Source organism: Brevibacterium sp. FAM 27836, assembly GCF_051351055.1.
Taxonomy (GTDB): domain Bacteria; phylum Actinomycetota; class Actinomycetes; order Actinomycetales; family Brevibacteriaceae; genus Brevibacterium.
The window spans coordinates 775,432-792,542 of record NZ_CP195711.1 but is presented as its reverse complement, the minus strand read 5'-3'; the positions used below and the strand labels follow the sequence as shown (position 1 = coordinate 792,542).

General features: G+C 64.3%; 14 protein-coding genes. 4 read left to right on the top strand and 10 right to left on the bottom strand.

Features of this window, described 5'->3' with window-relative positions:
* Positions 1-464: 464 nt before the first annotated feature.
* Positions 465-3,017, top strand: a complete 2,553-nt coding sequence (locus ACSE4D_RS03755; protein ID WP_135537234.1) for an ATP-dependent Clp protease ATP-binding subunit — start codon at positions 465-467, stop codon at positions 3,015-3,017.
* 155 nt (positions 3,018-3,172) lie between these two features.
* Here the strand turns inward: ACSE4D_RS03755 and ACSE4D_RS03750 are convergent, their stop codons facing one another.
* The 3 genes from ACSE4D_RS03750 to ACSE4D_RS03740 form a co-directional block, all read right to left on the bottom strand.
* A complete protein-coding gene (locus tag ACSE4D_RS03750; RefSeq protein WP_135537233.1) occupies positions 3,173-3,634 on the bottom strand; it encodes a DUF3237 domain-containing protein in 462 nt (153 codons plus the stop codon).
* Positions 3,631-5,889, bottom strand: a complete 2,259-nt coding sequence (locus ACSE4D_RS03745; RefSeq protein ID WP_436326672.1) for a family 1 glycosylhydrolase — start codon at positions 5,887-5,889, stop codon at positions 3,631-3,633. The genes ACSE4D_RS03750 and ACSE4D_RS03745 overlap by 4 nt, the downstream gene beginning before the upstream one ends.
* 87 nt (positions 5,890-5,976) lie before the next feature.
* Complete coding sequence (locus ACSE4D_RS03740; protein ID WP_436326671.1) at positions 5,977-7,335, bottom strand: MFS transporter; 1,359 nt, start codon at positions 7,333-7,335, stop codon at positions 5,977-5,979.
* Between the two features lie 226 nt (positions 7,336-7,561).
* Between ACSE4D_RS03740 and ACSE4D_RS03735 the strand changes: the two genes are divergently transcribed.
* Entirely contained in the window at positions 7,562-8,200 is a 639-nt protein-coding gene (locus ACSE4D_RS03735) for a TetR/AcrR family transcriptional regulator (protein WP_135537229.1), read from the top strand.
* A 34-nt stretch (positions 8,201-8,234) separates the two neighbouring features.
* The gene (locus tag ACSE4D_RS03730) at positions 8,235-8,819 is read left to right on the top strand and encodes an amino-acid N-acetyltransferase (protein ID WP_436326670.1); all 585 of its coding nucleotides are present in this window, start codon (positions 8,235-8,237) and stop codon (positions 8,817-8,819) included.
* Positions 8,820-8,889: 70 nt separating this feature from the next.
* On the opposite strand, the gene ACSE4D_RS03725 is transcribed toward ACSE4D_RS03730, so the two are convergent.
* Positions 8,890-9,921 (bottom strand): A/G-specific adenine glycosylase, encoded by a 1,032-nt coding sequence (locus ACSE4D_RS03725; protein WP_436326669.1) that lies wholly within the window; start codon positions 9,919-9,921, stop codon positions 8,890-8,892.
* Between the two features lie 141 nt (positions 9,922-10,062).
* On the opposite strand from ACSE4D_RS03725, the gene ACSE4D_RS03720 reads away from it, so the two are divergent.
* Positions 10,063-10,713, top strand: coding sequence for a hypothetical protein (locus ACSE4D_RS03720; protein WP_436326668.1), 651 nt, complete (start codon positions 10,063-10,065; stop codon positions 10,711-10,713).
* A 79-nt stretch (positions 10,714-10,792) separates the two neighbouring features.
* Here the strand turns inward: ACSE4D_RS03720 and ACSE4D_RS03715 are convergent, their stop codons facing one another.
* The 6 genes from ACSE4D_RS03715 to ACSE4D_RS03690 form a co-directional block, all read right to left on the bottom strand.
* Positions 10,793-11,185 (bottom strand): VOC family protein, encoded by a 393-nt coding sequence (locus ACSE4D_RS03715; RefSeq protein WP_240689518.1) that lies wholly within the window; start codon positions 11,183-11,185, stop codon positions 10,793-10,795.
* A 57-nt stretch (positions 11,186-11,242) separates the two neighbouring features.
* A complete protein-coding gene (radA, locus tag ACSE4D_RS03710) occupies positions 11,243-12,595 on the bottom strand; it encodes a DNA repair protein RadA (RefSeq protein ID WP_436326667.1) in 1,353 nt (450 codons plus the stop codon).
* Between the two features lie 106 nt (positions 12,596-12,701).
* Positions 12,702-13,469: a type I methionyl aminopeptidase gene (gene map / locus ACSE4D_RS03705; RefSeq protein WP_135537224.1), complete on the bottom strand. Its 768-nt coding sequence runs from the start codon at positions 13,467-13,469 to the stop codon at positions 12,702-12,704.
* Positions 13,470-13,767: 298 nt separating this feature from the next.
* Positions 13,768-13,992: a PLD nuclease N-terminal domain-containing protein gene (locus tag ACSE4D_RS03700; protein ID WP_135537223.1), complete on the bottom strand. Its 225-nt coding sequence runs from the start codon at positions 13,990-13,992 to the stop codon at positions 13,768-13,770.
* Positions 13,993-14,161: 169 nt separating this feature from the next.
* Positions 14,162-15,697, bottom strand: a complete 1,536-nt coding sequence (amaB, locus tag ACSE4D_RS03695; protein WP_436326666.1) for an L-piperidine-6-carboxylate dehydrogenase — start codon at positions 15,695-15,697, stop codon at positions 14,162-14,164.
* A 50-nt stretch (positions 15,698-15,747) separates the two neighbouring features.
* Positions 15,748-16,950, bottom strand: coding sequence for an NAD(P)/FAD-dependent oxidoreductase (locus ACSE4D_RS03690; protein ID WP_436326665.1), 1,203 nt, complete (start codon positions 16,948-16,950; stop codon positions 15,748-15,750).
* Positions 16,951-17,111: the final 161 nt, after the last annotated feature.

The following is a 17,111-nucleotide window of genomic DNA, read 5'->3' as shown; positions in this document are numbered from 1 at the left end:
CTGAGGGGTCAGCGAATTCCATCGCTGGCCCCTCAGGTGTTTTCATATTGGACCCGCAAGGGTTTCGCGAATGGAGCGGCAGCGACAATGCGATGAACCGCGAATGTCAGCAGTCACAGACAATTGCCAGGAAATCGCTGCGGCAAAGCGATCCACGCCAAACGAGACGCAAAGGGTTCGTCGAGGTCTGAAGTAAATCAAGGGACCCTGTGTCAGTGGGCAGCGGTGAGTCAGCTTTCGAGGATCTTCCGCTGCGGAACGGCTGAAAGCGGGCTCGACGGAAGAAGCGAGTGCATTGCGGACGAAGGCGTTCGCGGCGCCTCTGCCGCCGAAGACCGGGGTCGCTGGAACAGCGGCGCAGATTTCGCCCTCAGCCAAACGCTTTCGGCTCATGGCGAAACGTGCAATAGAACCGCGCTCATGGTCGTTAGGCTCAGAAGAATAAGAAACCGAGGAGGATGAATATGTTCGAGCGGTTCACCGACCGAGCACGACGCGTTGTGGTGCTCGCACAGGAAGAAGCAAAACTTCTCAAACACAACTACATCGGCACCGAGCACATTCTGCTCGGCCTCATCCACGAGGGTGAAGGCCTGGCAGCGAAGGCTCTCGAGGGCATGGACATCTCCCTCGAGCAGGTGCGCGACCAGGTCCAGGAGATCATCGGACAGGGACAGCAGGCGCCGAGCGGACACATTCCCTTCACACCGCGTGCGAAGAAGGTTCTTGAGCTCAGCCTCCGCGAGGCTCTCCAGCTCGGCCACAGCTACATCGGCACCGAGCACATTCTGCTCGGCCTCATCCGTGAGGGCGAGGGCGTCGCCGCGCAGGTGCTCGTCAAACTCGGAGCCGATCTCGGTCGGGTCCGTCAGGAAGTCATCAAGCTGCTCTCGGGCTACCAGGGCAAGGAGCCCGTGTCCGCTGGCGGCCGCGAAGAGGGAACCCCCTCGGGATCGCTCGTGCTCGACCAGTTCGGCACGAACCTCACCGCTGCGGCTCGGGAGGCCAAGCTCGACCCGGTCATCGGCCGCCACGAGCAGATGCAGCGCGTGATGCAGATCCTCTCTCGCCGGACCAAGAACAACCCGGTCCTCATCGGCGAACCCGGCGTCGGCAAGACCGCCGTCGTCGAAGGACTCGCACAGGCCATCGTCAACGGCGATGTCCCCGAGATCCTCACCGACAAGCAGCTCTACACGCTGGACCTCGGCTCACTGGTCGCTGGTTCCCGTTACCGCGGTGACTTCGAAGAGCGTCTGAAAAAGGTGCTCAAGGAGATCCGGACTCGCGGCGACATCATCCTCTTCATCGACGAGATCCACACCCTCGTGGGTGCCGGTGCCGCCGAAGGCGCAATCGATGCCGCTTCGATCCTCAAGCCCATGCTGGCGCGCGGAGAGCTGCAGACCATCGGTGCGACCACTCTGGACGAGTACCGCAAGCACATCGAGAAGGATGCCGCGCTCGAACGTCGGTTCCAGCCGATCCAGGTTCCCGAACCCTCGCTGGCGCATTCGATCGAGATCCTCAAGGGACTGCGCGACAAGTACGAGGCACACCACAAGGTCACCGTCACGGATGGTGCCTTGGCCGCGGCCGTGAACATGTCCGATCGCTACGTCAACGACCGGTACCTGCCGGACAAGGCGATCGATCTCATCGACGAAGCCGGTGCGAAGCTGCGCATCTCGCGGCTGTCGGTTCCGCAGGAGGTCCGTGACCTGGAGGAGAAGATCCTCGAGGCCCGCCACCGCAAGGAAGCTGCGATCGACGCTCAGGACTTCGAACTGGCGGCCTCGGAGCGCGACTCCGAGATGAAGCTGGTCAAGGAGAAGGAAGAGCAGACCGAGGCGTGGCGCAAATCCGGTGCCGACACCTCGAAGGTCGTCGACGCCGATCTCATCGCCGAAGTCCTGGCCTCTGCCACGGGCATTCCGATCTTCAAGCTCACCGAGGAGGAGTCCTCGCGTCTGCTGCGGATGGAAGACGAGCTGCACAAGCGCGTCATCGGTCAGAACGATGCGGTCAAGTCGATCTCGCGAGCGATTCGCCGCACCCGTGCCGGTCTCAAGGATCCGAAGCGTCCGTCCGGTTCGTTCATCTTCGCCGGTCCCACCGGCGTCGGTAAGACGGAGCTGGCCAAGGCGCTGTCGGAGTTCCTCTTCGGCGACGAGGATTCGCTCATCAGCCTCGACATGTCGGAGTACTCGGAGAAGCACACCGTTTCGCGTCTGTTCGGTTCGCCTCCGGGATACGTCGGCTACGAAGAGGGCGGTCAGCTCACTGAGAAGGTCCGTCGGAAGCCGTTCTCCGTCGTCCTCTTCGACGAGGTGGAGAAGGCCCACTCGGACATCTTCAACTCGCTGCTGCAGATCCTCGAGGACGGTCGACTCACCGACTCGCAGGGTCGTGAGGTCGACTTCAAGAACACCATCATCATCATGACGACCAACCTCGGTACGCGTGATATCTCGAGCGGACTCCAGCTTGGATTCCAGGTCGAGGGTGACACGAAGACGAACTACGACCGGATGAAGCAGCGGGTCAACGAAGAGCTCAAGCAGCACTTCCGTCCCGAGTTCCTCAACCGTGTCGACGACACGATCGTGTTCCCGCAGCTGAGCAAGGAAGAGATCATCAAGATCGTCGACCTCTTCCTCGAGCGCCTCGATACCCGTCTTGCCGATCAGGGCATGAAGGTCGAGGTCACGGATGCGGCGAAGAACCTGCTCGCCGACCGCGGCTACGATCCGGTCCTGGGAGCCCGACCCCTGCGTCGGACCATCCAGCTCGAGATCGAGGACACTCTGTCGGAGAAGATCCTGTTCAAGGAGATCGGACGGGGCCAGACCATCAAGGTCGATGTCGAAGGGGAAGGAAAGGACGCCGAATTCACCTTCGACGGTGTCGAGACCGAGGGTGCCGTTGCGGGTGAGTCCGATGATTCTGACCCCGAGAACGAGCTTGCCGGCGCCGGATCATCCGGTTCCAACGGTTCGGGAGGATCCAACTCCTGACCGGCGACGGAGCCCCGCTCACCGAGGTGACTGACCATGGTCGCCGTCCTACGGTGAGTCCCGGGCCGAGAAGCTGAAGAGACACAGAGAAGTCCGAAGGGGCGGTTGCAGACCGCTTTCTTCGGACTTCTCTGTGTCTCCGGTGCCGTTCAGCCTCAGGTGAGTCTGTAGGCCGTGTATCTGACTCGAGAACTCTCTCGGATGTAGGACGCCACGAACACCGAATTCTCGAATTCCGAGTGCTGCGCCGACTCGATGGTCAGCGCCGCACGGAAATAGTAGTCGTCGGGGGCAATGTCCTCGCCGTCGAGAAGAGCAGCCAGAACGGCGGGCTCACCGCTGCGGACTCCGCGGGCATGGATGTCGAGCAGGTTCCCGTCATCGAGGCGTGCACTGTAGCGACCGTCGATCTCGATCGATCCGTCCGAGCGCACGACCTGCCAGTCGGCACCGCCGGGAATGATCTCACCCGCGACCGCTCCGCTGATGCTTCCTCCGATCACTGGGATGACCCGGCGATGCCCCGAGCGGGTCATCCCGTGGTCTTCGAGGGGGCCGAGCTCTGCGACCACGTCGAAGGACCTCTCCAATGTGGGAACTGGGGGTCGGAGAATCATCCGATCCGCTCTTCCTGTGGCGCGGCGGTCTTGAGCACCTCACTGAGGAAGGCGGCCCCGCGCCTGATCTGCGGCATCGGATCCGCCCCGAGGAAGACATGATCCGCTCCGGCAACCGTCACGAGTTCGACCGGCGCACCGACGGCCCGCAGCGCATCACGAAGCTGTTCGCTCTGTGAAAAGGGGACCAGTGCGTCAGAGTCCCCGTGGACGAGGAGGCAGGGCGGAGCGTCCGCACGCACATGGTGAACGGGTGAGACGAGGCGTCGAGCCTCTTGGCGGGGGAAGGGGCTGCCCGCGAGGAGGACATCAATCGGCTCGGCCGCCTCGGCATCACCCTTCTCCCGCAGATCGTCGGCCCATTCAGGCGGCATGGACTCGAGGAACGAGGGAAGAGTGTCCACATCGGCGACCCCATAGAACACGACCGCGGCGTCGACCGCAGAACTGTGGTCAGTGATGCCCTCACTGCCTTCGAGTTCAGGAGCGTTGGCGAGCGCGAGAAGTGCGGCGAGATGACCGCCCGCGGATTCTCCCCACACGCCGAAGGAATTCGCATCGATGCCCAATTCCTCGGCGTAGGCCCGCAGATAGCGCACCGCAGACTTGGCATCGTGGAGCTGCGCGGGGAACGGAGTCTCCCGAGAGTGGCGGTAGTCGATGGTCGCGACGGCGATCCCCGAATCGATGAGGGATTGGAACAGGCTTCCCGCCGGCCAGTACTCCGGGGGAGTGAGACGAGTGCCCAGCAGCCAGGCTCCGCCGTGGATCCAGATGACGCAGGGCACCGGACCGCTGCGCTCGGTCGGTACGAACAGGTCCAGCTGCAGCGGTCGATATCCGTCGGGCATGGAATAGGTGAGTCCCGGCCAGGCGGTCGCTCCGCTCGGATGCTGCGCCTCCGCGGTGCCCGGTGCCAGATAGGTCGGGGGCTGGAACACCTCCGGGTCGAACCCGTGGATGTCGGGCTCGTCGGCGGGGTGTGCTGAAGTCTGTGACAAAGTGTCCTCCTGGTGTGTCTGAGTTCGTGCCTGTTCGACGATACGCGCGTACACCTCAGCGCTCGGTCGGGGGATTCGTTCGAACGTCTCCCGGTCGACGGCGTGAAGGCCGAGGTGCCGCGAATAGCCGAAGATCCATTCGAAGTTGTCCATCAGCGTCCAGTGGCAGTATCCGATGAGCGGAACTCCGGATTCGGCGGCGGCCGAGAGTCCCGCGATCGACCGGGTGAGGAAGTCACTGCGAAGCTCATCATCGTCGGTGCTGATTCCGTGTTCGGTGACCAATACGGGAACCCCGCTGGCCTCATGGGCGTAGACGACCGCTCCGGCCAGAGAATCCGGTTCCACCGCGCTGCCCATCTCATTGACTCTGCCTTCCGAAACAGGCGGTTGGAGTCCTTCGGGGCCATAGGTCAGCCGCTCATAGTTCTGGACTCCGATGAAGTCATCGTCGGCCGCCAGTCGCAGCCAATAGTCATAGACCTCGGTGCGTTTGCGGTCGCGGATCTCTTCTCCTCCGGCCAGGGCGACGTCATCGACCACGGCGATCGACAGTCCGACAGGAAGCCCGGGTCGTGCTGCCGCGATGATCTCCTTGGCCACGAGATGCGCCTCGGTCATGCCCTGACGCATCCGAGAGAAGTCTTCGGGGAGCATGACGTTTCCTGTCCGGTAGCGTTCGACCCCGGCCGCTCGGGCGGCTGCTTCGAGCGTGGCTCTTTCGAGTTCGGCGACAACAGGCGGCAGGCTGCTCCAGGTGAGCATCTCGGGCAGATTGGGTTCGTTGAAGGTCACGACCGCCCTCACCCGGTTACCGAGCCGGTCGATGACCGCACGGACGAATCGCGAGAAGAGGGCCGGTGCCTCCGGATCGAGCCACGCCCCGCGCATTGCGAACCAATGCGGGGTGGTGAAGTGGCTGAGAGTGATCAGCGGTGAGAGCCCCCGCGCGAGGCATCCGCTGACGATCGCATCGTAGTGGTCAAGCGCCTCCTCGTCGATCTCGCCCGGGCTCGGTTCGATCCGCGCCCATTCGACGGAGAACCGGAAGGCGTTGAGCCCGAGCCCCTGTGCGAGGTCGAGGTCTGACTCCCACCTGTTCCATGAGTCGCATGCGGGGCCGGAACGCTCCTGGAACACAGTGGGGGTGACCTGCTCGAGGAACGAGGTGTCACTCGTCTCGTCGTGACCTTCGGTCTGGTGGCCGGCGGTGGAGACTCCCCAGAGGAAGTCGAGGGGAAAGGGACTGTTCATGGGCGGATCCTTCTGTGAGGTGGTGTCATCTGTCGGCGGAGGGCGAACGGCAACCGGAGACGAGCATCCTGGAAGTCGTGCATCGGCCTATCGCACCTGTTTGATGGGAATAATGAACGCGGCTCCGAGCAGACCGGCGATGGCTCCGGTGAGGAAGAGGGCCGAGAAGTTCTGCTCTCCGTCGGCCGCGCCGATGGCCAACAGCAGCGGTGCGATGGCCGGGACGACTGAGGAGGCAAGGGTGCTGGCCAGCCCCATGATGCCCATATCCTTGGCGATGTTCGACTTGTCGGGCAGAATCTCGCTGATGAGGGCGAGATCGACGGCGAAGTAGACGCCCTGCCCGAGGCCGACGACGGCCATGGCGACGAGAAACATCGAATAGTCGGTCGCAATGGTGACGATCGTGAGACCGACGGCGAAGATCAGTGCCGCAGCGATCACGAAGGGTTTGCGTCGTCCGACCCGGTCAGAGATCTTGCCGGCGATCGGCGCGAAGATCAGTGCTGTTCCTGTGAGCATGAGAGTTGAGAGGAAGACCGCTCCCGACACCTCTGCCGGCGAGTATCCGAGTCGAATGATGAGGTAGAACGCCTGGTAGGCCTGCACAGCCGCGACTCCGAAGAAGATCAGCAGGCGGCTCCACCAGGCCCAACCGAACGACGGGTGGGCGAGGGGGTTGACCCAGAAGGTGCCGAGGAGGTCCCGGACCTTCATCGTCGGCACTTCGGCCCGGGTGATCGCGCGGTCGGGCAGACGCGCTGCGAGCAGCAGCGCACTGAGCGAACCGATTCCCGCCGGAAGGAGGAACTGAGCGAGCAGCGATCCGGACACCAGCTGGGCGATGAACAGGCCCACCACGGCACCGACGGGCATGGCGAGACCGATGACCGCCGATGCGGGGCCGCGGCGATCAGGCGAATACTGGTCGGCGAGGATCGCTGTGCAGGCGACCGTCACGGCAGTGAATCCGAGCGTGGTGAAAATTCCTGCCAGTGTGAGCGTGACTGTGTTCGCCGCTGCGTAGCTGAGTGGAGCGCCGATGAGGAACAGGAGCGCTCCCAGCAGCAGGGGTCGACGGCGACCGCCGCGCCAGGTGATCCGGTCGCTCACCCGATCGAATGCCGGTGCGGCCACGAGTCCGAAGGCAGCGCTGATGGCGACGACCGTCGACAGAATCGTGGTCGCGTTCTCCGGGTCGAGTGCATTGGCCTTGAGCGAGAGGGTGAGGACTGCGGGCACGAGTTGGGCCATGCCTCCCGCAATGGCAGCCATACCGAGGAAGAAGAGGAACCCGCGTCGTGGATTCTGCCATTCGCCGTCGACCGTGGAGGCGGGCGGCCCCTGAAGGGCGTTCTCGTCGGCTGATCCGGTTGCTCCGTGCGTCCCGGGCGTCTCGTCGGAGGTGGGTGGTTCAGATGAACTGGATGAATCGATCGTTGTCATTTCCGCTTCCTTGCGTTGTCCCGACCGCTGTGGTCGGTGAGTGTGGATGATTCTGAGCCTGCGGTGGTGCAGCTCGTGTGACACGGGGATGCGATGTTCGGTCGAATAGTGAATAGCTTACATATAAGGTTTTCAGATTCAAGAGGGAAATCCTCCATGGCGGCGGGGGTCTATGGTGCGGTCGCTGCGTTTGCAATAGCCTGGGGGCTTCAGTAGCCTCACATTCGTGGAGCTGAGCGCGCGGGGATCATATGCAGTCGGGCGCAGACGGCGTGATCGAATCGTCGACGTCGCCACGGCCAAGTTCACCGAGGGCGGCTATTCGCGCACATCCTTGGCCGAGATCGCCCGAGAAGTGGGACTGACGACTCCGGGACTGACTCATCATTTTCCGACCAAGCAGCACCTGCTGCTGGCGGTCGCCGATCGACGACTCAACATCGCGACAGCGCTCGTCGAGTCCTCTCCGCCGGATGTCGACGGCCTGGGCCCGCTGCGACTGATGCTGCGCATCTCGAAGCGCCTGGCCGAGGAGCCGGCCTTGGCTGAACTCTTCGTCCTCGTATCCGCTGAGGCCGCCGATCCGAACGGTCCCGCACATCCGCTGTTCGTCGAGCACTACACCAAGGTGGTCGAGGAGCTTGCAGGACTGCTGCGCGCCGGGGCCGACAACGGTTTCCTCCGCACCGACATCGACTATGTCGACGTCGCCAGAGAGTGCATCGCGGTCGCCGACGGAGTTCAACTCCAGTGGGTCATCACCCGCGGCGAAGTCGACCTCGTCGGCATCATCCGCAGGCATCTGGAGCGCGTCGGTGAGAGCATTACGGTCTCCGCCGAACCCGTCTGTCTGGAAGAGCAATGATCGGCCACCGCCTCTCATGGTGTTGAATGGGCATATGAGCTCAGCCGCAGAGGATTTCGACCACCGCCAGGTCTCTCGGAACCACCATCACACCCACGAACTGCCCGGTGGTCTCTTCCTGCGCAGGGCGAGGACGAACGACGTCAAGGGCATCGAAGCTCTGGTGGCGCCCCTGGCCGGCGAACGGATCCTGCTCGGCAAGGACACGGTGACCTATTTCGAGTCGCTGCAGGAGTTCTGGCTCGTCGTCGACCCGCAGCCCGACGGCTCGGAAGTGCTCGCCGGGTGCGGTGCGCTGCACATCATCTGGTCCGACCTCGCCGAGGCGCGCACCGTCGCGACCTCACCGGACTACCGGGGCAGGGGAGTGGGCAAGGCGATCATCCGTCAGCTGCTCGCCGACGCCCGTGAGATCGGTGTCGACCGCGTGTTCTGCCTGACCTTCGAAACCGGATTCTTCGGTTCCCTCGGCTTCGAACCGATCAAGGGCATCCCGGTCTCACCCGAGGTCTACATCGAACTTCTGCACTCCACCGACGAAGGTGTGGCGGAGTTCCTCGACCTGGCTCGAGTCAAACCCAACACCTTGGGCAATTCGCGTATGATCAAATACCTCTGACGATCACTCGGCTCAGCCCCGCTCCAGGTTCTTCAGCCCATTCGCACTGAGCGACTCCCGTTGAGCGTCGTCAGTGTCCCGGCAGGGCCAGCCTGCCCTCGTCCTCCTGCGCCAGACCATCGGAGACGAGGTCGCAGACGAGACGGGTGATCCTCTGCACATCGGTGCTGAGCTCGCGGACCCGGGCCACTGCCGCCGCGGTCGGCTCGTCAAGCGAGGAGAAGAGATCGGGGTCGAGCACCGCCACCGAGGTGGTGAGGAGGTCGAGGCTGACACCGGCGGGTTCGCCTCCCGCGGAGTGCGCGGTCTTGAGCACATCCATGATCGCCCCGCGCAGCTGTCGGTCCGTGCCCGCCCACTTCTGGGCCTTCGGCTTCGTCGCCGAGGCGGGTCTGCCGAGTCGGTACCACGTGCACACGTCCTGCAGCGGGCAGGTGGGGCATCCGGGGCTGCGGGCCGTGCAGACAAGGGCGCCGAATTCCATCACTCCGGCGTTCCATGCCACGTGATCGTTCTCTGGTACGAAACCGGCGGCCCATTCGGTTTCGTGGCGGCCTGGTGACGCCGTGGGACGCTCCCGTCCGGCGAAGACGCGGATGAGGACCCGGCGCACATTCGTGTCCAGCACCGTCGTCCGCTGTCCGTGGGCGAACGAGGCGACGGCGGCGGCGGTATAGGAGCCGATGCCGGGCAGGCTCAGCAGCTCTTCGGCGGTTCCTGGCACCTCGTTGTCCAACTCTTCGGCGATGACGCGGGCCGCCTCCTGCAGGCGCAGGGCACGGCGCGGGTAGCCGAGACGATCCCAGCGGTGGAGCACTTCGGCGGTGGGTGCGACTGCGAGGTCAGCCGGGGTCGGCCAGGCCTCCATCCATGCCTGCCACCGCGGTTCGACTCGGGACACCGGAGTCTGCTGAGACATGATCTCGCTGACGAGGACGGCCCAGGCGCTGGTGTTCGGGTCTCGCCACGGCAGCTCGCGCGCCTCTGCGGCGAACCAGGAGATGATCGTGTCCTGCACACGGGAGACCAGCGGCTCGGCGACCTCGGGGAAGGCTGTTGCCGACCCGGAGGGATTCGTTTCGGGGCTGACTCGGTGTGTCATTTGGATGCTCATTCGCTTCGGCCTAGGCTCAAAGCGATGACTCCTTCCAATCGTGGTTCGCAGCCGAACAGAGCTGCCGGACAGCCCCGCCAGTCTAGCGGGAAGCTGCCTGCTCACGTGTACCGCAGACGCCGTATCACCTTGAGCGTCCTGACCATCATCGTCCTCGTGCTGCTGGTGGTGGGCATCGTCGGCATCGTCAAAGCCCTCGGCAGCGGCAGATCGGACGGAGACGAGACCACGGCCGAACCGGAGCAGACGAGCGAGCAGAGCACCGCAGCACCAGTGCCGGATGAGAAGGCCGCGAGCGGCAAATGCCCCGACGACAAAGTCTCGCTGAAGGCGAAGGTCGACCCGAAGTCGGTCAAAGACGGTCAGGAACCCGAGTTCGGCATGGTCATCGGCAACAGCCACACCGCGACCTGCCTCATCGAGGTCGGCACCAAGCAGCAGGAGTTCGTCGTCGAGAAGGACGGCGATGTGGTCTGGTCATCGAAGTACTGCGCGGCATCGAAGGATGAGAATGCCGAGGTTTCGACCGAGTTCGCTCCGCAGTCGGAGAAGACGGCGAAGCTGAAGTGGAATCGGGTCAAGGTCGATAAGAACTGCAACCGGGCGAAAGATGACTTCGCATCCGGCGAGTACGACCTCATCGTCAAACTCGACGACAAAGAGAGCAAGCCGACGAGCTTCGAGCTCGAGAAGAGCGACGCGGAGAAGGCCGAAGAGAAGAAGGCTGAGGACGAGAAGAAGAAATCCGAGGAAGAGAAGTCCGAGGAACCGCAGGACTGAACCACGCGGCGCAGGATTGAGCCCGCCCGGCCGAGCCCACTCGGCAGAGCGTGAGGGGTGACTCCTCGGGGTGAGTCGCTCAGGCTCCGCGGTAGGAGCCCACACCCCAGGAATTGCCGTCATGGTCGCGGAAGTCGAATTCCCGACCGCCGTAGGACTGTGTCGCCACCGGTCTGACGATCGCATGCCCCATATCGACGATCTCCTGGTAGAGACGATCGACTTCGCGTTCCGTGTCGACGACGACGTAGATCGAGCTGCCGCCGACGGCGTCGAGTGCCGAACCGTCATTGCGGACGGAGCCGATCATGATCCCGCCGGTCTCGCCGAGTGCGTATTCGGCGTGGTCGACGAGTTCGGGGTCCTGCTCATTGCGGACCATCAGACGCTCAGTGAACCCGAGCGTGACCAGCAGTGCGATCGTGGCCGCCGCATCCGTGGTTCTCAGTGCTGGAAAAACTGTAGTGGTCATTACTCAAGGATGCTCTAAAACCGTCCGAAAGTCCCGAATTTTCTCTTTCCCGGGTTCTCATCCGCCGTTGAGCAGCAGGACCTGTACCGCCTCGGCGATGTGTTCGCATTCCCTGACCGTCATATTGTCCGGTGTCGACACATTGCGCATGGCCTCCTTGGCCACGATGGCATGAGTGATGCCCAGACGTCTGGCCTCGTTGAGCCGCTGTCCGAGGTTGGGGACATTGCGGATCTCCCCGGACAGACTGATTTCGCCGATGCCGACGAACTTCTTCGCCAGCGGTCTGCCCGTGACCGCCGATGCCAGGGACAGGCAGATGGCCAAGTCGCTGGCCGGTTCGGACAGCTTCGCCCCGCCGACCGTGGCGGCGAAGACGTCGTTCTTGGCCAATTGGACGCCGGGGATGTTCTGGCTGAGCACGGCCAGCATCATCGCCACTCGGGAGGAGTCGACTCCCGAGACCGACCGGCGTGACTGGCCGCCGGCGGATTCGGTGATCAGCGACTGCACTTCGACGAGCAGGGGGCGCTTGCCCTCCTGGGTCACCGTCAGGCAGGTGCCCGGCGGGTTGTTTCCGCTGCGGGAGAGGAAGAGTCCCGAGGGGTCTTCGAGGCTGTGGATGCCGTTCTCAGCCATATCGAAGCAGCCCACGTCGTCGGTGGGTCCGAAACGGTTCTTCACCGCCCGCAGCATACGCAGGCGAGAGTGCTTCTCTCCCTCGAAGGTGCATACGACATCGACGAGGTGTTCGAGGAGCCGGGGTCCGGCGATTGTGCCGTCCTTCGTGATGTGGCCGACGAGGACCGTGGGCAGGGACCGGGCCTTCGCTTCCCGGATGAGTGCGGCCGCGACCTCCCGGACCTGGGTGACACCACCGGGGACGCCTTCGACCTCGGAGGAGGCCAGAGTCTGGATGGAATCGACGATGAGCAGTTCGGGTTCCTCAGCCTCGATCATGCCCAGCACCGACCCGAGGTCGGTCTCCGCGGCAAGCAGGAGCGAGTCTGCCAGGGCGTTGATCCTCTCGGCCCGGAGCCGGACCTGGCCGGCCGATTCCTCACCCGTGACGTAGAGGACTTTGGCACCGAACATCGCGGCTTTCGCCGCGACATCGAGCAGCAGCGTCGATTTGCCGACGCCCGGCTCGCCGGAGAGCAGGACGACGGCGCCGGGGACGATTCCGCCGCCGAGCACTCGGTCGAGCTCGGAGACATACGTCTCCTTCGCCTGCGCCAGCGTCGAGTCGATCTGATTGATCGGTTTCGCCCCACTGGACTTCTTGACCTTGGTCTTCACCTTCGAAGTCTTCGCGCCCCTCTCCTCGAGGGTGCCCCAGGCCTGGCACTCGGGGCAGCGTCCGAGCCATTTGACCGTCGAATAGCCGCATTCGGCACACGTGAAAGACATACCGCAATTCTGGCACGAGACCATGACACGAGAATCTGCGGACGATGAAGGGGCGCCCGACGATCTCATCGTCGGACGCCCCGTTGACAGAAGTGCGGCGGCCGGGTCAGTCGAGCGCGGTGAGGACCCGTGGACCATCCTCGGTGATGGCGATCGTGTTCTCCGAATGCGCGCCGTGGGAACCGTCGGCAAGGCGCAGGGTCCAGCCGTCCTTGTCCACGGTGAGTTTCTTCGAAGTGAAGGACCACCACGGTTCGATTGCCAGCGTCAGTCCGGGTTTGAGGACGAGACCGCGACCGCCTTTGCCGCGATTGGGCACGTGCGGATCCTCGTGCATCGTGCGGCCGAGTCCGTGGCCGCCGAAGTCGAGGTTGACGGGGATGCGCTGGGCATCGGCGACATCGCCGATCGCCTTCGAGATGTCGCCGAGGCGGTTGCCGGCCTGTGCGGCACCGATGCCGGCTTCGAGGCCGGCCCACGTCGAATCGATGAGCTTCTGGTCCTCTTCGCTGCCGTTTCCGACGACGACGGACCGGGCGGCATCGGCGACCCAGCCGTCGATGGACACCGCGAAGTCGAGGGTGAGGAGATCGCCGTCCTTCATCACATAATCGTGGGGCTTGCCGTGGAGGACGCCGTCGTTGACCGACAGGCAGATGACGTTCCTGAAGGGGCCCTCACCGAATGAGGGTGCGTAGTCCCAGTAGCAGGAGACCGCCCCGGCGTCCTCGATGAGCTTCCGCGCGCGCTTCTCCAAGTGCATGATGTTCATGCCGGGCTCCGCGGTCGAAGACAATTCGGCCAATGTCTGCGCGACGAATCGGCCGGTGACCGCCATTTTGTCGATCTCGGCGGGTGTCTTCAGCTCAATCACGGGTGTTCTCCTTCAACGATGCGCAGGGGGTTCGTGTCGATTTTAGTCCTCGGCGGTCCCGAAGTCGCGGCCGCACGCGCATCTGTGGGCAAGGAGACAGCCGCAGGAAGAGAACCCGGCCCGCCGTGGGCGTGCTGGCGCTGCGGACTCTTCACCCCGCCGCGACCGGCGTCAGGTAACGCGAATCTCGAAAGAGTCGTCGCCGGCGACGCGTTTTTCGAGATTCGCGTTACCTGAGAGAAGTGACGCGCTAACTCTTCGGCTCGTGCGGCTGATCGCGATGCGCACTCACGGCCCTTCAGCTGAGGCCGCCGTTCTCCTTCTGCGGTCGCGCGACGAACCAGCAGATCGGCCCGACGACGGGCAGCAGCAGGACGATGATCGCCCAGACGAGTCTCACTCGGGCGTCGAGCCCCGATCGGGCGATGCTCACCATTGCCCAGATGAGCAGAACGACGAGCAGCAGGACGACGCCGGACCAGATCACATCATAGGCAGCTGGTAGCAGCGGATTCTCACTCACGTCATCAGGAAACCTTGTCCTGTTGTGGGCGTCCGGTTCGCTCAGTCAATGCGAAGCTCGAAAAGGTCATCACTGGCGACGACTTTTTCGAGTTTCGCGTGACCTGAAGGCGATTGCGCGTCACAGGGCCGCTGCCCGTTCGAGGTCAGCCGGACCGAGTGCCCGCTCGTCAGAGGAACTCCACTCCTTGGGCCAGGGGCAGCTCGCCCGAGTAGTTGATCGTATTCGTCGCCTGTCGCATATAGGCCTTCCACGAATCGCTGCCGGATTCGCGGCCGCCGCCGGTCTCCTTCTCGCCGCCGAAGGCTCCGCCGATCTCCGCACCCGAAGTGCCGATATTGACATTGGCGATGCCGCAGTCCGACCGAGAGAGGAATCTCTCCGATTCGGCCAGTTCGGAGGTGAAGATCGCCGAGGACAGGCCCTGCGGGACCCCGTTGTGGATCTCGATCGCCTCGTCGAGATCCGAATAGGTCACGACATAGAGGATCGGTGCGAAGGTCTCTGACTCCATCACCGCTGTCTGTGCGGGCATCCGCACCACCGCCGGTTCGACATAGTGGGCATCGGGCCGTTCCTCGGCGAGCACCCGTGCTCCGCCGCAGAGCACCTCGCCGCCTTCGGCCGTGGCCTGTTCGAGGGCGGCCTGCATGGCATCGAAGGAGCCTGCGTTGATGAGGGGGCCGACGAGCACACCGTCATCGGTCGGTGAGCCGATGCTCAGCGTCCGATACGCCGAGACGATCTTGTCGACGAACTCATCGGCGATGGATTCGTGGACGATGAGCCGGCGCAGGGTCGTGCAGCGCTGCCCGGCGGTTCCGGCGGCGGCGAAGACGACACCGCGCAGAGCCAGTTCGATATCGGCGCTCGGCGCGACGATGGCGGCATTGTTGCCGCCGAGTTCGAGCAGGATCCGCCCGAAGCGCTCGGCCACGACGGGCCCGACCTCACGACCCATGCGCACCGATCCCGTGGCCGAGACCAGAGCCACCCGTTCGTCGCGCACCATCGCATCACCGATGTCCCTGCCTCCGACGAGGACCGGGACGAGCCCTTCTGGTGCTCCCACCTCGGCGGCGGCCCGCGCCAGCAGAGACTGTGCGCCCAAGGCCGCGAGCACGGCATTCTCCGAGGGCTTCCACACCACGGAGTCCCCGGCCACCAGGGCCAGGGCAGTGTTCCAGGAGTACACGGCCACAGGGAAGTTGAACGCGGAGATGACGCCGACGACGCCGAGCGGGTGCCAGGTCTCCATGAGCCGGTGTCCGGGTCGTTCGCTGGGCATGGTCTTGCCCCACAGCTGTCGGGACTGGCCGAGCGCGAACTCGCAGATGTCGATCATCTCCTGCACCTCGCCGGCTGCCTCCGAGGGGGTTTTTCCGGCCTCGACGGTGATGATCTTCGCGAGATCCTCCTTGTGCTGACTCAGCAGCTGGCCCCACCTCTGGACGAGCTGTCCGCGCACGGGCGCCGGCACGTCACGCCAGGAGGCGAAGGCCTCGGCGGCGGCACCGATCTTCCCTGCCGCCGTCTCCGGGGTGTCGGCGGCGAGGGTGCCGAGCCTCTGGCCGGTGATGGGGGAGCGGGCGGGCAGATGCGCCGAGGCGACCGACCCTTCGAGTACGGATCGGTCGACGCCGCAGGCGCTGAGTCCGGCGGTGAGAAGGTCGGAGATGGTCTGGTCGGTGGGCAGTGCGGTCATTGCTGTCCTTTCGGTGACGGTGGTGCAGGAAGGTATGTGGGGTGGGGCGTTCAGACCACGTTGAGCTCCTTGCGCAGTCCGGTGGTGATGAAACGGCGTTTGTCCATCGGGGTCACGTCGACGAAGGGGGCGCGGCCGGTCATGAGGTCGGCGACGACCTCCCCGACGGCCGGCCCCATGAGGAAACCGTGGCCGGAGAACCCGCAGGCGTAGAAGAATCCCGTCAGCTCTTCGGCCTCACCGATGAGCGCATTGTGGTCCGGAGTCATCTCGTACAGCCCCGCCCACCCGCGTTTGGCCTCCACATCGATGAGCGCGGGCGTGCGGGCTTCGATGTGTTCGGCCAGGGTGGTCAGCCAATTCGGGTCCCGTTTGTCATTGAACGACCAGTCATCGACCTCATCGGGGCAGCCGAAGAGCAGACCGGGACCTTCCGGGTGGACGTAGTAGCTGGTCGTGAAGTCGATGGTGAAGGGCATCCCGGTCGTGTCGAAGTCGACCGGTTCCGAGACCATGATCTCCCGTCGCAGGGGCGTCACCGGAAGGTCGACCCCGGCCAGGTCTCCGATGAGTCCGGACCAGGCGCCGGCCGCGCACACGGCCTGGGTGCAGGCGATGGTGCCGTGGTCCGTCACCACCGCGGTGATCTCACGGTCGGGTCCGGCTGAGGCCTCGAATCCGGTCACCTCGCAGTCCTTGAGCACCCGCACGCCGCGTTCGCGAGCGGCGGTGATGTACCCGGACACGACCGCCTCGGGGGTGCAATGGCCATCACCGGGGTTGAACGCCCCGGCCACGAGCCCTTCGGTGTTCACGTGCGGGGCGAGTTCGGCCACCTCAGCGACGGTGAGCATGCGCGAGTCGAGTCCCATCCGCTGCTGCAGGTCCACATTCTCGGAGAAGGCCTGCGCGGACTCCTCGGAGTCGAGGAGGAACAGGTAGCCATTGCTCACGAGGTCGATGTCGACTCCGAAATCGGTTTCGAAGTTCCGCAGCACCTCGAGGCCGTGCGCGGCCAAGGCGATGTTCACTTCGTCGGAGAACTGGCAGCGCGCCCCTCCTGCCGCCTTCGACGTCGAACCGGAGCCGGGAGCGTCGCGTTCGACGATGACGACGTCTTCGACGCCTCGTTCGGCCAGGTGGAAGGCGATGGCCGCGCCCATCACTCCTGCGCCGATGATGACCACCGATACACTCGCCGGCACCCTGTCAGGCGTGGTCGGATCCGTGTTCGGTGCGGTCGGGATCTCCACTGTGACCTCCCTGTCTGCCCCCGCGGCGACCGCCTTTGGCCGCCGCAGAGGCGAAAGACGCCGACGTCGATGTCGGCGGACTGCGACTTTCCCCCATTGTGCTCGCCCTCACAGTTAAGGACAAGAGAGAGTTTGTGAACACTCTGTTGAGGAAACCTAAA

Excerpts from the sequence above, each read along its gene's own strand:
- amaB (WP_436326666.1), bottom strand. The coding sequence starts at position 15,697 with ATGACCGCACTGCCCACCGACCAGACCATCTCCGACCTTCTCACCGCC.
- radA (WP_436326667.1), bottom strand. The coding sequence starts at position 12,595 with ATGTCTTTCACGTGTGCCGAATGCGGCTATTCGACGGTCAAATGGCTC.
- ACSE4D_RS03740 (WP_436326671.1), bottom strand. The coding sequence starts at position 7,335 with ATGACAACGATCGATTCATCCAGTTCATCTGAACCACCCACCTCCGAC.
- ACSE4D_RS03715 (WP_240689518.1), bottom strand. The coding sequence starts at position 11,185 with ATGACCACTACAGTTTTTCCAGCACTGAGAACCACGGATGCGGCGGCC.
- ACSE4D_RS03745 (WP_436326672.1), bottom strand. The coding sequence starts at position 5,889 with ATGAACAGTCCCTTTCCCCTCGACTTCCTCTGGGGAGTCTCCACCGCC.
- ACSE4D_RS03755 (WP_135537234.1), top strand. The coding sequence starts at position 465 with ATGTTCGAGCGGTTCACCGACCGAGCACGACGCGTTGTGGTGCTCGCA.
- ACSE4D_RS03725 (WP_436326669.1), bottom strand. The coding sequence starts at position 9,921 with ATGACACACCGAGTCAGCCCCGAAACGAATCCCTCCGGGTCGGCAACA.
- ACSE4D_RS03750 (WP_135537233.1), bottom strand. The coding sequence starts at position 3,634 with ATGATTCTCCGACCCCCAGTTCCCACATTGGAGAGGTCCTTCGACGTG.
- ACSE4D_RS03730 (WP_436326670.1), top strand. The coding sequence starts at position 8,235 with ATGAGCTCAGCCGCAGAGGATTTCGACCACCGCCAGGTCTCTCGGAAC.